At 69.3% G+C, this 12,907-nt stretch carries 13 protein-coding genes, 1 pseudogene and 1 riboswitch; of the genes and pseudogenes, 12 read left to right on the top strand and 2 right to left on the bottom strand.

Features of this window, described 5'->3' with window-relative positions:
• The 10 genes and pseudogenes from H613_RS31515 to H613_RS0119805 form a co-directional block, all read left to right on the top strand.
• Positions 1 to 255 (top strand): annotated as a pseudogene (locus tag H613_RS31515) (carbohydrate ABC transporter permease); the annotation flags it as partial.
• Positions 252 to 899, top strand: a complete 648-nt coding sequence (locus H613_RS0119845; RefSeq protein WP_051393599.1) for a hypothetical protein — start codon at positions 252 to 254, stop codon at positions 897 to 899. The pseudogene H613_RS31515 and the gene H613_RS0119845, both read left to right, overlap by 4 nt.
• A 436-nt stretch (positions 900 to 1,335) precedes the next feature.
• Complete coding sequence (locus tag H613_RS27880; protein ID WP_084546791.1) at positions 1,336 to 1,992, top strand: CDP-alcohol phosphatidyltransferase family protein; 657 nt, start codon at positions 1,336 to 1,338, stop codon at positions 1,990 to 1,992.
• 135 nt (positions 1,993 to 2,127) lie between these two features.
• Complete coding sequence (gene gcvH, locus H613_RS0119835) at positions 2,128 to 2,505, top strand: glycine cleavage system protein GcvH (RefSeq protein ID WP_026925163.1); 378 nt, start codon at positions 2,128 to 2,130, stop codon at positions 2,503 to 2,505.
• A gap of 34 nt (positions 2,506 to 2,539) precedes the next feature.
• Positions 2,540 to 2,977 (top strand): FHA domain-containing protein, encoded by a 438-nt coding sequence (locus H613_RS0119830; protein ID WP_026925162.1) that lies wholly within the window; start codon positions 2,540 to 2,542, stop codon positions 2,975 to 2,977.
• Positions 2,978 to 3,104: 127 nt separating this feature from the next.
• Entirely contained in the window at positions 3,105 to 3,566 is a 462-nt protein-coding gene (locus H613_RS0119825; protein WP_035738700.1) for a bifunctional nuclease domain-containing protein, read from the top strand.
• A gap of 127 nt (positions 3,567 to 3,693) precedes the next feature.
• Complete coding sequence (locus tag H613_RS27875; protein WP_051393602.1) at positions 3,694 to 4,236, top strand: MerR family transcriptional regulator; 543 nt, start codon at positions 3,694 to 3,696, stop codon at positions 4,234 to 4,236.
• A 32-nt stretch (positions 4,237 to 4,268) separates the two neighbouring features.
• Positions 4,269 to 4,370, top strand: a riboswitch (glycine riboswitch).
• An 88-nt stretch (positions 4,371 to 4,458) separates the two neighbouring features.
• Positions 4,459 to 7,284: an aminomethyl-transferring glycine dehydrogenase gene (gene gcvP, locus H613_RS0119815; RefSeq protein ID WP_035738698.1), complete on the top strand. Its 2,826-nt coding sequence runs from the start codon at positions 4,459 to 4,461 to the stop codon at positions 7,282 to 7,284.
• Between the two features lie 87 nt (positions 7,285 to 7,371).
• Entirely contained in the window at positions 7,372 to 9,078 is a 1,707-nt protein-coding gene (locus H613_RS32460) for a vWA domain-containing protein (protein ID WP_026925159.1), read from the top strand.
• Positions 9,079 to 9,152: 74 nt separating this feature from the next.
• A complete protein-coding gene (locus H613_RS0119805) occupies positions 9,153 to 10,286 on the top strand; it encodes a chorismate-binding protein (protein ID WP_035738697.1) in 1,134 nt (377 codons plus the stop codon).
• Here the strand turns inward: H613_RS0119805 and H613_RS0119800 are convergent.
• Positions 10,272 to 10,526, bottom strand: coding sequence for a hypothetical protein (locus tag H613_RS0119800; RefSeq protein ID WP_026925157.1), 255 nt, complete (start codon positions 10,524 to 10,526; stop codon positions 10,272 to 10,274). The genes H613_RS0119805 and H613_RS0119800 overlap by 15 nt on opposite strands.
• Before the next feature lie 244 nt (positions 10,527 to 10,770).
• On the opposite strand from H613_RS0119800, the gene H613_RS0119795 reads away from it, so the two are divergent.
• Complete coding sequence (locus tag H613_RS0119795; protein ID WP_211234899.1) at positions 10,771 to 11,139, top strand: ankyrin repeat domain-containing protein; 369 nt, start codon at positions 10,771 to 10,773, stop codon at positions 11,137 to 11,139.
• 9 nt (positions 11,140 to 11,148) lie between these two features.
• On the opposite strand, the gene H613_RS0119790 is transcribed toward H613_RS0119795, so the two are convergent.
• A complete protein-coding gene (locus H613_RS0119790) occupies positions 11,149 to 12,075 on the bottom strand; it encodes a LysR family transcriptional regulator (RefSeq protein ID WP_026925155.1) in 927 nt (308 codons plus the stop codon).
• A gap of 152 nt (positions 12,076 to 12,227) precedes the next feature.
• On the opposite strand from H613_RS0119790, the gene H613_RS0119785 reads away from it, so the two are divergent.
• On the top strand, positions 12,228 to 12,896 hold the full coding sequence (locus H613_RS0119785) for a succinate dehydrogenase/fumarate reductase transmembrane subunit (RefSeq protein WP_026925154.1): 669 nt from the start codon (positions 12,228 to 12,230) through the stop codon (positions 12,894 to 12,896).
• Positions 12,897 to 12,907 lie beyond the last annotated feature (11 nt).

Below are 12,907 nucleotides of genomic sequence, written 5' to 3'. Positions count from 1 at the left end.
GCGATCGTGACCTCCTCGATCTTCACCTTCATCTGGTCATGGAACGACTTCCTCGGGCCCCTCATCTATTTGCACGAGATCGAGAAGTTCCCCCTCCCACGCCTGCTGCAGTCGTATGAGAACACCGAGGGCGTCTCCAACTACGGCGGCATGATGGCCATGAGCCTGCTCACCCTCATCCCCGTCGTCCTGTTCTTCCTCGTGTTCCAGAAATTCCTCATCAAAGGCATCGCCGCCTCCGGCATCAAAGGATGACCACGCACCGAATCGCCGAGGAGGACCGCATGGCACGGGAACGGCCGAGGCGTCGCGCCTCCCGCACGAGGGGCGGTGGGCAGGCGTTCGCCCTGTTCGCCGAGTGCCTGCTGACCGGCGTGTGGTTCGTGGTGGTGGCGCTGCCGGTGGTGACCGTACCGGCGGCGCTGGCCGCCTCGGCGCGCCATCTGGCGGGGCACCTCGACGGCACGCCGGCCTCCCTGCTCGACTTCCTCCGGGACGTCAGGGAGGCCTGGCACGGCGGCTGGCTGGTCGGTCTGGCGTCGATCGGCGCGGCGTTGTTCCTCACCGCCGACCTGGCCGTGCTGACGATCGAGGGCGTTCCCGGCAGGTCGGTGGTGGCGCTGCTGGTCATGATCGTGGCGGGGCTCGCGGCGACGGTGCTGCTGCGGGCCTCGGCCGCGTGGGAGGCGGGCGCGTCGTGGAAGGACCTGTTCGCCGGGGCGATGCGGGACGCCAGAGGGGACGTCGGCGGCACCGGCATCCTCCTGGGCGGACTGCTGGTCCTCGTCGCGTGCACGTGGGCGCTGTGGATCCTCTTCGTGCCGATGAGCGGCTGCCTGATCGGTGCGGCGCTGGCGGTGCACCGGCGCCGCCACGGCACCGCGGCGGGACCCTCCTAGGGGACGAGAAGGGCGTCGTGCTCGGGCGGGACGGGTGTTCCTTCGAGCGACGGTGACCGATGACCGGAAGCTGCGGATCATCGGAGAGACCCCATGACCGATCCGCCCCCGTCCACCGATGATTAGCATTGCGAAAGTGACAACCCGGGCCGCATGCGGCCCGGGTTGTTTCCTATCACTCTTTATATAAGATATATATCGACACCGATGCTTTTCGGCATCGCGCAGAACCGGGCGATCCGCACTTCACAGGCCCGGTATCGCCGGGCTCCGCCCGTCAGCAGCACAACAACTGCGCGCTATTTCGGGGATACAGTGTCGTACCCCTGGGGCTAGAATCGGCCTACACCCACCGAACACCCGTGATCCGCACGGCTCGCGCCCGCCGCCGAGCGAGGGGAGACCTACGGCTCCGCGGAGCCCCGAGAGGACAGCCTTGAGCAAGTCAGCAGCGCCCACCGGCTGGGGGGTTTGGACGTGGCCGAACCTGGTCACGGCCGTACGTTTGGTGGGGATCCCGCTGTTCTGCTATCTGCTGCTGGCCACGGAGTACTACTGGCAGGCCGCGCTCGTCCTGGCCGTGGGCGGGGGCACCGACTGGGTGGACGGGCAGCTGGCCCGCCGGCTCAACCAGGTCTCCAAGCTCGGGCGGCTCCTCGACCCGTTCGTGGACCGGCTGTACATCCTCACCGCGCTGCTGGCGCTGACGTATGTGAGCCTGCTGCCGTGGTTGTTCACGCTCGCGGTGCTGGTGCGCGAGGCGGTCATGGTGTCGCTGGTGGTGGCGCTGCGCTGGCACGGCTTCGCCCCGCCGCAGGTGCATTTCCTCGGCAAGTCGGCCACGAGCGTGGTGTTCATGTCCTTTCCGGTGCTGGTGGTGGCCGGTCAGGTGGCCAACGCCGAGGTGTGGGCCGCGCCGCTGGGGTGGGCGCTGGCGTGGTGGGGTCTGGGGTTGTACTGGTTGGCGGCACTGGTGTACCTGCGGCAGGCGGCGGGTCTGATCCGCGGTCGGCATGCGCGCACGCATGTGGCGGTGTTAATACGCTTCGGGCGGCGCGGGAGGATGCATGTTCGCTGTGCCGCATCGTCATGATCACGCCATCGCGGCCCCGATGTCGGCGCGGTGGGGCTGGGCGATACGGTCATTGCGTCTTACCTGTCGCCGTCCATGGCGAGCGCTCGCGGGCTGTGCGGTTCGCGTGGCGGGATTGTCAGAGGGGAGCTCGAGGTGATTCCGGAGCAGTTGCGTTATACCGCGGAGCATGAGTGGGTCGAGCGGCGCGATGGTGACGTCGTGCGCGTGGGCATCACGGATTTCGCGCAGAACGCGCTGGGTGATGTCGTGTTCATCCAGCTTCCGGAGCCGGGTTCCGAGGTGCGGGAGGGGGACGTGATCGGCGAAGTCGAGTCGACCAAGAGCGTCTCTGACGTGTACGCTCCGGTGACCGGTAAGATTCAGGCATGCAATGACGAATTGTCGGAATCCCCGGAATTGGTGAACGGCGACCCCTATCAGGCGGGCTGGATGTTCGACATCGAAGTCGAGGATTCCGGCTCGCTCGCTGCTTTGCTGGACGCGGGAGCGTATGCGAAGCTTACTGAGTGACCAGAGGGTCCAGACTTGTAGAAGGTGGCAATCCATGACGCGTTCGAATGATGAGTTCCCTCCGCCGGATGTGACGGCCACGATGAACCTCTCCGCGTTGCAGGAGAGCGGCGAGGTGGACGCGGAGTTGAACTCCGCGCGGCTGGCGGACTCGCTGCCGGCCGGGACCGCGTTGCTGGTCGTTCGCCGTGGGCCGAATGCCGGTGCCCGGTTCCTGTTGAATACGGAGGTGACGACGTCCGGCCGTCATCCCGATTCGGACATCTTCCTCGACGATGTGACCGTCTCGCGGCGGCACGCCGAGTTCCATCGGGACGCCGGGGGTTTCACGGTCCGCGACGTCGGCAGCTTGAACGGGACGTATGTGAACCGTGAGCGGGTGGAGACGGCGGCGCTGGGCAACGGTGACGAGGTGCAGATCGGGAAGTTCCGGCTGGTGTTCATCAGCGGTCCGAAGCCGGCCGCGGCTTAGGCGCGGTGTCCGCTCGCATCATTTCACCGTGATTTGCGAGTAGGCTGGGAGACAAGGGACCCGCCTCGGGGTGCAACCCGTGGCGGGTCCGGCATCAGCGACGATGGCACTCGTTGGAGGCGTACCGGTGCGGATGATGACCGTAGTCGGGGTCCGCGTGGAACTGCCGAGCAACCAGCCGGTGGTTCTGCTCAAGGAGACCGATGGGAATCGGTATCTGCCGATTTGGATCGGGACGGTGGAGGCGGCGGCGATCGCGTACCAGCAGCAGGAGGTGCAGTTGTCGCGGCCGTTGACGCATGATCTGATGCGTGATGTGCTGGAGGCGCTGGAGGTGTCGCTGACGGCTGTTGAGATCACGGAGCTTCGTGAGACGGTGTATTTCGCGGAGCTGGTGTTGGACGGGCAGACGCGGGTGTCGTCGCGGTCGTCCGATGCGATCGCTCTGGCGTTGCGTGCGGAGGCGCCGATCTGGTGTGCGGATGCGGTGCTGGATGAGGCGGGGGTGGTCCTGCCGGACACGCAGGAGGACGAGGTGGAGAAGTTCCGCGAGTTCCTCGAAGAGGTCAGTCCCGACGATTTCGGCTGAGTGCGGTTTTTCCGAGTGGCCCGTGTGCGGGGGCCGCGACCTGGCGAGCAATATTCTGGTTCTGCCCATTGTGCTTGGTTCGGGCGTTACTCTCACCTTCCAGGACCCTCATGGTGCGGAGGATGCGATGGATGCCCACAGTGACGCGGTGGGGCGCGGTCAGGTTTCGCCTGCGCAGATTCGCGGTTGGCGCGGTACGGCGGCGTGTCGGGTCGTGGGCATCACGTATCGGCAGTTGGATTACTGGGCTCGGACGGGGTTGGTGGAGCCGAGTGTGCGGCGGGCGTCGGGTTCGGGGTCGAACCGGTTGTACTCGTTTCGCGACATCATCGTGTTGAAGGTGATCAAGCGGTTGTTGGATGCGGGGGTGTCGTTGCAGAACATCCGCATGGCGGTGGAGGCGCTGCGGCGCCGGGGTGTGAAGGATCTGGCGGAGATCACGTTGATGTCGGACGGGTCGAGGGTGTACGAGTGCCGGTCGGCCGGTGAGGTGATCGAGCTGCTGCGGGGCGGGCACGGGGTGTTCGGGATCGCGGTGCGGTCGACGGTGACCGAGGTGATGGGTCGTCTTGCGACGTTGCCGGGGTCGGAGGCGCCGGTGCGGGCGCCGGAGCAGTTGCACGGGCGGCGTCAGGCCGAGGGGGCCGGTGAGGTGCCGAGTCGACGGTAGTCGGCTTTTGGCATACGATGTGCGCAGAGCCGGAAAACCGGGCAGGAGAGATCGTGGGCCACTTTGGCTGCCACGGCACCGAAGGGGCAAGTCCCTCGCTTCAAACTCTCAGGTACCAGGACTGTTCGGGATTGGCCGCTCTGGAACCGGTGCTGTGGTTCAGCGGTTGGTGACAGACGGGGGTGCGCAACTGTCGTCGACTGTCACCGGAGGACCCCCGTGATGGACCGTTCTTTCTCTGATCGCCACATCGGTACGAGCGATGCGGATCGCGATGCGATGCTCAAGGCGGTGGGGTTTCCCAGTCTTGAGGCGTTGATGGACGCCTGCATGCCGGAGTTGATCCGCTCGGAGGGGCCGCTGGGGTTGCCTCGGGCGGTCTCGGAGGCGGCGGCGCAGGCGGAGCTCAAGGCGGTGGCGGCGCGGAACCGGCCGATGCGGTCGATGATCGGTCTGGGCTATTACGGGACGCACATGCCGGCGGTGATTCGGCGCAATGTGCTGGAGAACCCGTCGTGGTACACGGCGTACACGCCGTATCAGGCGGAGATCAGTCAGGGGCGGCTGGAGGCGCTGCTGAATTTCCAGACGATGGTCGGGGATCTGACGGCGCTGCCGGTGGCGGGGGCGAGTCTGCTGGACGAGGCGAGTGCGGCCGCCGAGGCGATGCTGCTGGCGCGTCGGGCGGCGCCGCGGGGCTCGGGTGCGGTGTTCGCGGTGGATGTGCGGGTGCTGCCGCAGACGCTTGCGGTGTTGCGGACGCGGGCCGAGCCGGTGGGGATCGAGTTGGCGGTGGCCGACTTCGCGACGGGTGCGTCGGCGTTGCCGGAGGGCGCCTTCGGGGTGCTGTTGCAGTATCCGGGCGCCGATGGCGAGGTGCTGGATCTGGCCGGTGTGGTGAAGGCGGCGCATGAGGCCGGTGCCCGGGTGGCGGTGGCGGCCGATCTGTTGGCGTTGGCGCTGCTGGTGCCGCCGGGGGAGTTCGGTGCGGACCTGGCGGTGGGTTCGGCGCAGCGGCTGGGGATGCCGGTGGGGTTCGGTGGTCCGCACGCGGGCTATATGGCCGTGGCCGATGATCTGAAGCGGCAGTTGCCGGGCCGTCTGGTGGGGGTCTCGCGGGACGCCGATGGTGCTCCGGCGCTGCGGTTGGCGTTGCAGGCGCGGGAGCAGCACATTCGGCGCGAGCGGGCGACGAGCAATATCTGTACGGCGCAGGTGCTGCCGGCGGTGATCGCGGCCTCGTATGCGGTGTGGCATGGCCCTGAGGGGCTGCGGGGGATCGCCGAGGAGGTGGCGGGCCGGGCATCGCGTCTGGCGGCGTCGTTGCGGGCGGCGGGTGTGCCGGTGGTGCATGGGGCGTTCTTCGACACGGTCGTGGCCGAGGTGCCGGGCCGGGCCGATGCGGTGGTGGCTTCGGCCGCGGCTCGCGGGGTGAATGTGCGCTTGGTCGATGCGGGCCGGGTGGCGGTGGCCTGCGATGAGACGACGACGGAGGCGGAGCTGCGGGTGGTGTGCGAGGCGTTCGGTGTCGACTTGGTCGGTGCGGCGCCGGTGGCGGTGCCGGAGGGTCTGCGGCGGTCGAGCGCGTTCTTGTCGCATCCGGTGTTCTCCTCTCACCATTCCGAGACGGCGATGATGCGGTATCTCAAGCGTCTGGCCGATGTCGATTACGGGCTCGACCGGGGGATGATCCCGTTGGGGTCGTGCACGATGAAGTTGAATGCGGCCTCGGAGATGGAGCCGGTGTCGTGGCCGGAGTTCGCCGAGGTGCATCCGCTCGCGCCGGCCGAGCAGACGGCCGGTTGGCGCCTGCTGGTGGAGCAGTTGGAGGGCTGGTTGGCGGCGGTGTGCGGGTATGCGGCGGTGAGTGTGCAGCCGAACGCGGGTTCGCAGGGGGAGCTGGCGGGGTTGCTGGCGATCCGGGCGTGGCAGGCCGACCGGGGTGAGGGTGGCCGGGACGTGTGCCTGATTCCGGCGTCGGCGCATGGGACGAATGCGGCGTCGGCGGTGCTGGCGGGGATGCGCGTGGTCGTGGTGGCCTGCGATGGGGCTGGGAACGTGGACCTCGGTGATTTGGACGCGAAGGTCGCCGAGCACGCGGCGGATCTGGCGGCGTTGATGGTGACGTATCCGTCGACGCACGGGGTGTTCGAGCCGGGGATCGTGGAGGTGTGCGGGAAGGTCCATGACGCGGGCGGTCAGGTGTACGTTGACGGCGCGAACCTGAACGCGCTGCTGGGGTGGGCGAAGCCGGGCCATTTCGGGGCGGATGTGTCGCATCTGAATCTGCACAAGACGTTCTGCATTCCGCACGGCGGCGGTGGGCCCGGGGTGGGTCCGGTGGCGGTGGCCGAGCATTTGGCGGCGTATCTGCCGTCGGATCCGATGGCCGAGGTGCCGGGCCGGGTGGGTCCGGTGTCGCAGGCGCGGTGGGGCAGTGCGGGGATTCTGCCGATTCCGTGGATGTATCTGCGGATGATGGGCCCCGATGGGGTGGCCGCGGCGACGGCGTCGGCGGTGCTGGCGGCGAACTATGTGGCCGCGCGGCTGCGCGGGGTGTTTCCGGTGCTGTACACCGGTGAGCATGGTCTGGTGGCGCACGAGTGCGTGCTGGATCTGCGGGAGTTGGCCAAGCGGACCGGGGTCACGGTCGAGGATGTGGCGAAGCGGCTGATCGACTACGGGTTCCATGCGCCGACGATGTCGTTCCCGGTGGCGGGGACGTTGATGGTGGAGCCGACGGAGTCGGAGGATCTGGCGGAGCTGGACCGGTTCTGTGAGGCGATGATCGCGATCCGGGCCGAGATCGACGCGGTCGAGGCCGGTGCGGTGGCGGTGGAGGATTCGGCGTTGCGGTCGGCGCCGCACACGGCCGCGGCAGTGACGGTCGACGCATGGGACCGGGCGTATTCGCGTAGTGAGGCGGCCTGGCCGGTCGGCACTTCGGTGTCGAAGTACTGGCCGCCGGTGGGGCGGGTCGACAACGCGTGGGGGGACCGGAACCTGGCGTGCACGTGCCCGCCGATCGAGGCGTACGGGGGCGCGTAGGGGCCGGTGGGCGGCGACGGGGTCGCCGGTGGCCGGTCGGGCGGGTTCTACACTGGCTGCCGACGGTTCCCCCCAGGAGAGTAGCTGATGGTTTTCGGGCACACGCGGGCTGTGAAGTCCCACCGCACGGGTCGGCGGCGCAAGAAGGGCGGCTCGAAGCTGCCGGTGGCGCCGTGGATTCTGTTCACGTTGGTGTCGGTGCTGGTGGCGTCGGCGTTGACGGCGGGGTTCGTGACGCTGCTGCGGGCCGGGTGCGGTGGCGATGGGACGTACCGGGTGCCGGTGGCGGTGGCGCCGAACGTGTTCTCGACGATGGAGGATCTGGCGCGGGAGTGGGAGACGCAGGATCCGGAGGTCGACGGGAACTGCGTCGGGGTGGAGATCCACGAGGTGGCAGCGGTGGACGCCTCGCGCGGGTTCACTGGCGAGTGGGACACGGTGTCGCTGGGTCCGCGGCCGATCGCGTGGGTGCCGGATTCGGCGGTGTGGCCGCAGTGGGTGACCGGGACGGAGGTCACCGCGGATTACTTCCCGTCCGATCCGGTGGTGCTGGGGCAGTCGAAGACGGTGCTGGCGGTGCCCGAGCCGGTGGCCGAGGATCTGGGTTGGATCGGCGGGCAGCCGCCGTCGTGGAGCGAGGTGCTGTCGGCTTCGGAGTCGGGTGAGGTGACGATCGCGGCGGCCAATCCGCGGACGTCGACCGAGGGGCTGCAGTCGATGTTGAACGCGGTCGGCGACGGCTCGGGCGGGGTCGATGCGGCGGCGATGGGCCGCTACAGCGACGCGCTGGACGCCGGTCGGGTCGGGGAGAGCGCCGAGGCGCTGTTCTCGGAGTATCTGGAGTCGGACGATCCGGCGTCGTTCGCGAACGTGTTCACGGCCCTGGACTACCAGGTGGAGGACTTCAACGCGAGTTCGGGGCTGGATTACCAGATGGTGCCGATCACGCCCAGCGGCGCGGCGCTGAACGCGACGTATGCGTACATGGTGCTGGGGGCGGGGTGGGTCTCGGGCAGTGATGCGGCGATCGCGGGCATGTTCGGTGACTTCTTGCGGGGCGGTGCGGCCTCGGCGGCGCTGGCGGATGCGGGGCTGGCGCCGGGCCCGGAAGCTGAGGCGGAGGGCGCGATCAGCGGTGAGACGGTGCGCGATGCGGTGCGGCAGTGGCAGGAGATGCGGCGGGACGTGCATCTGCTGATCGTGGTGGACCGGTCCGAGGTCGGCGGGTCGGAGACGGTCGAATACGAGGGCGAGACGGTCTCGGCGGCGTTGGCGGAGATCCGTCTGGCGTTGGCGCTGGTCGATGAGCTGGGGTCGACTTCGCGTGCGGGGCTGTGGGAGTTCGGTGTGGGCGCGGGGGAGGACCAGGCGCCTTGGCGGGCGGTGACCGAGAGCGCCGAGATGTCCTCCGAGCAGCGCGAGGCGCTGACGAACGGTCTGTACGGCATGGATGAGCGGGGCCTGTACGGGGGCGGTTCGCCGTTGTTCGACACGGTGGCGGCGGCCTATGACTACATGGGCGAGCATGCGGTCGAGGGCGCCTCGAACGTGGTCGTGGTGTTGACCAACGATGGGACCGATTCGGTGAGTGCGCCGACGATCGAGCAGACGCAGGAGGCGCTGGCGGAGGCGGCGGCGGGGCAGGCGGTGCCGGTGTCGGTGTACACGGTCGGGTTCGGTTCGGCCAGCGTGGAGAATTTGGCGGCGATCGCGGAGGCGACGCAGGGGGCCTATGTCGAGGCTCCGGCCTCTGGTGGGGTGCTGGAGCAGTTGCGGGGTGGATCGTCGGGTTAGCGCGTGAGGGGACCCACTGGCGGGGGCCTGACGCGTAAGCCGGGGTGAGTGCGGCTCACACTGGTGCGGTGTCGATGTTCGCTGCCGTGCGTCCCGCCCCGCCTGGGGTGCCCGAGGCGTGCCGGGGCCGCCTGGTCGAGGTCGACCGATGCGAATGGCGGGTCGGCGAGGGCGGTGACCCGGCCGCGGTCGTGGCCGAGTTCTGTACCCGCCACAGCGGGCCGCACACTGGCGCGGTGGGGTCGGTGTGCGGGGTGGGGGTGCTGATCTCGGCGGCGGCCGGGGCGGTCATGGCCGCTTCGGCGACCGGCGCGCCGACGCCGGTGCCGGCGGTCCCCGATGTCGCGCTCGTCGCCTACGCCCACGGACCGGCCGCGCCTGCGGCGGCGATGGGGCCGTTCACGGTCGGGGCGTGGCGCCGTTCGTGGTCGCGGGCCGATCATGCCAAGGCGGTGGCCGCGGTCCAGGAGGCGATCGGGCGCGGCGAGGTGTACCAGGCGTGCGTGGTGGGGCACCGGCAGGCGCCGTGGTCGGGCGATGCGGGTGCGGCGGGTGCGGCGGTGGCGCGGATCGCGGGCGCGGCCTGGGGCGGGGTCATGGCCGGGGACGGCTGGCTGGTGGCTTCGGGCTCGCCCGAGTGCTTCCTCGACATCGACGGCGAGGCCGTCTCGACGTTCCCGGTCAAAGGCACCGCGGCGGCGACGGCGGCGGGGCGGGCGGCGCTGCTGGCGTCGGTGAAGGAACGCGCCGAGCATGTGATGATCGTCGATCTCGAACGCAACGATCTGGCCCGGGTGGCGGTGCCCGGGAGTGTGCGTGTGGACGGGTTGTTCACGGTCCGGCGCTGGGCCGATCTGTGGCAGGCCGAATCGGCGGTCTCGTGCCGGCTCGCCCCCGGGGTCGGTCTGGCCGAGGTGCTGCGGGCGATGTGCCCGCCGGGGTCGGTCACCGGCACGCCGAAGGCGGCGGTGCTCGATCTCGTCGGCGGCTTGGAGCCGGTCGGGCGGGGCCCGGCGATGGGCGCGTTCGGTTTCGCCTCGGGCGCTCGGCTGCGGCTGGGGTTGACCATCCGCACCGTCGCGTTCGATGCCGCGTCGGTCCATGTGTGGGCGGGGGGCGGCATCACGTGGCGTTCGGCCCTGGCCGCCGAGGTGGCCGAGGCCGAGGCGAAGGCTGCCGGTGTGGTCGGTGCGCTAGTCGGCGCGTGAGGCCAGCCAGAGGGCGACGGTGCGTTCTTTGGCCTCCTCGCGCAGGTCGTCGGACCATTCGGCGCGGTACAGGCGCAGTCGGGGTGTGGGCGTGTCGAGTTCGACGACGCAGCCGAGCGCCATGGGCGGATCGGGATGGACCCGTTCGAGCCAGACCGTGCCTCCGGCGTGTCCGTCGCCGCTGACTTGAATGGTGCGGTGTTCCAGTTGGAACTGCCCCAAGATATTCGGCTCGTTCATGCGCGAGTCCTCACCATTGTTCGCTCCCACCGTTGCGGCGCTGCGGCGGTGAGGGTGTCAGCGTCCCGTCGCGTTGCGCCAGATGTCAATCTTTGCGGCGAAGCGGTGATGATGTCAATACCCGCTTCTCTGGCCTTAGGGGTGAATTCCCAGTACAGGCCGGTTCTGGACGGTGAAGTGTCGGGTAAGCATCAGTAGTGCGATCCCTCGCGGGGGCCGCGGGGCGTGTGTCAAGCTGTCGGTTGTGAGCGATGATGAGGATTTCCGGCAGATCGTCGATGCGGCGTTCGACCTGGCCCGGCAGGGCGAGACGGCGCGGCTGCTGGTGTTCGTCGACACTGGATTGCCGGTGGATCTGGTGAACGGGTCGGGTGATTCGCTGCTGATGCTGGCGGCCTATCACGGGCATGCCGATACGGTGCGGGCCTTGATCGGCAAGGGCGCCGATGTGGAGCGGCGCAATGACCGCGATCAGTCGCCGCTGGCCGGGGCGGTGTTCAAGGATTACGGGGCGGTGGTGGCGGTGCTGTTGGGGGCGGGGGCCGATCCTGATGCGGGCACGCCGTCGGCGCGGCAGATCGCGGCGATGTTCGATCGCGACCTCGGTGTGTGAGAGGGGGTGTCAGACGGTGCGCATGCCTTCGGGCAGGCGGCCCCAGGCGTGGAGGTCGGTCAGGTGGGCTTGGAGGCAGTCGGCGAAGGCCCCTGCGGCTTTGGTGGGCGGGGTCTCGGTGCGGGCGGTCAGGGCGATGGTGCGGCTGGCGCCCGGCGGTGCGAGGGGGGTGGCTCGCAGGCCCGGTGAGGCGGCGGCGATCATGGCCGGCAGCAGGGCGATGCCGAGTCCGGCTTCGACGAGGCCGGCGACGGCGTCGGTGGCGCCGCCGTCGACGGCGACGATGGGGGTGAAGCCGGCGGCCTCGCAGGTGGTGACGGTGAGGTTGCGCAGATCGTAGCCGTGTGCGGGGAGGACGAACGGCTGTTCGCGCAGTTGGGGGAGTCCGATGTAGGCCTGGTGGGTGAGCGGGGGCTGGGTGGCGGCGGAGGCGACGACGAGCGCTTCGGACAGCAGCGGCTGGACGGCCAGGCCGGGTTCGGCGGGGGTGGTGCCGATGGTGAAGGCGAGGTCGAGGTCGCCGGCGGCGAGGCGTTCGGTCAGGGGTCCGGAGCCGTCTTCGGTGAGGGCGACGGTGACGGCGGGGTGGGTCTCGTGGTAGCGGACCAGGAGCGGGGCGATGAGCCAGGAGCACAGGCTCGGGGTGGCGCCGAGGCGGAGGCGTCCTTTGCGGACGGCGAGGACGTCGTCGATGTCGGCGTGGGCGGCCTCGTGTGCGGCGGTGATGCGGCGGGCGTGGCCGGTGAGGGTGCGGCCGATGTCGGTCAGTTCGATGCGGCCGCGCGATCGGGTGAACACCGGGGCGCCCAGTTCGTGTTCGAGCGCTTGGATCTGCTTGCTCAATGACGGTTGTGTCACACCCAGGTTTTCGGCCGCTTGGGTGAAATGACGGGTTTGTGCCACGGCGAGGAACGCTTTGAGCTGCTGCAGGCGCATGACCATAACGTATCGGCATGGAAACGCCTGCGACCATGAATTGGACTCGTGAGATGCATCGCGTCTAGCGTTGCGCCGTGTCTACCGAACTCAGATCGCGTACCGCCCCGCCCGGCCCAGGAGCCCCACCCCGGCCGCCCCGCGCCCCCCGCCTGCGCTCCTCGATCGGCCTGAAGATCGTCATGGCCGTCTCCGGGATCCTCATGGTCCTGTTCCTCATCGCCCACATGGCCGGCAACCTCCACATCTTCGAGGGCCGGGAGTCGATGAACGACTACGCCGAAGGCCTGCGCACGTTCGGTGAGCCGCTGCTGCCGCGCGAGAGCCTGCTGTGGGTGCTGCGCATCGGCTTGATCGCCGCGATCGGCGTCCACATCGCCTCCTCGATCGCCCTGACCCACCGCGCCCTCCACGCCCGCCCGGTCCGCTACGTCTCGCGCAAACCGGCCAAGGGCGAATCGCCTCACGCCGCGGCCACGATGCGCTGGGGCGCGGCCGTGATCGTCCTGTTCGTCATCTGGCACCTGCTCGACCTGACCTTCAGGACCGTCAACCCGGTCAAAGAGGCCCCCGACGCCTACGGCGCCGTCGTCGCCACCTTCGCGCCCGAGCGCTGGCCGGTCACGGTGTTCTACCTCCTGGCCCTGGCCGCCCTCGGATTCCACCTGCGCCACGGCATCTGGTCGGCCGTGCAGACCATCGCCGGACCCGGCCTGGCGTGGCGCCGCCGCTGGCAGGCCGTGGCCCTGGCCGTGGCCGTCATCATCGTGGCCGGGTTCGCGATCGTGCCCCTGGCCGTCTCCTTCGGATTGGTGAGCTGACATGAGCACCG

This window comes from Glycomyces arizonensis DSM 44726 (assembly GCF_000482705.1).
Classification (GTDB): Bacteria; Actinomycetota; Actinomycetes; order Mycobacteriales; family Micromonosporaceae; genus Glycomyces; species Glycomyces arizonensis.
Note: the sequence above shows the minus strand (reverse complement) of the source record. Positions and strands in the feature narration are given on the sequence as shown.

Excerpts from the sequence above, each read along its gene's own strand:
- H613_RS0119800 (WP_026925157.1), bottom strand. The coding sequence starts at position 10,526 with ATGAACGAGCCGAATATCTTGGGGCAGTTCCAACTGGAACACCGCACC.
- H613_RS27875 (WP_051393602.1), top strand. The coding sequence starts at position 3,694 with ATGGATGCCCACAGTGACGCGGTGGGGCGCGGTCAGGTTTCGCCTGCG.
- H613_RS0119845 (WP_051393599.1), top strand. The coding sequence starts at position 252 with ATGACCACGCACCGAATCGCCGAGGAGGACCGCATGGCACGGGAACGG.
- H613_RS32460 (WP_026925159.1), top strand. The coding sequence starts at position 7,372 with ATGGTTTTCGGGCACACGCGGGCTGTGAAGTCCCACCGCACGGGTCGG.
- H613_RS0119830 (WP_026925162.1), top strand. The coding sequence starts at position 2,540 with ATGACGCGTTCGAATGATGAGTTCCCTCCGCCGGATGTGACGGCCACG.
- H613_RS0119790 (WP_026925155.1), bottom strand. The coding sequence starts at position 12,075 with ATGCGCCTGCAGCAGCTCAAAGCGTTCCTCGCCGTGGCACAAACCCGT.
- H613_RS0119805 (WP_035738697.1), top strand. The coding sequence starts at position 9,153 with ATGTTCGCTGCCGTGCGTCCCGCCCCGCCTGGGGTGCCCGAGGCGTGC.
- gcvP (WP_035738698.1), top strand. The coding sequence starts at position 4,459 with ATGGACCGTTCTTTCTCTGATCGCCACATCGGTACGAGCGATGCGGAT.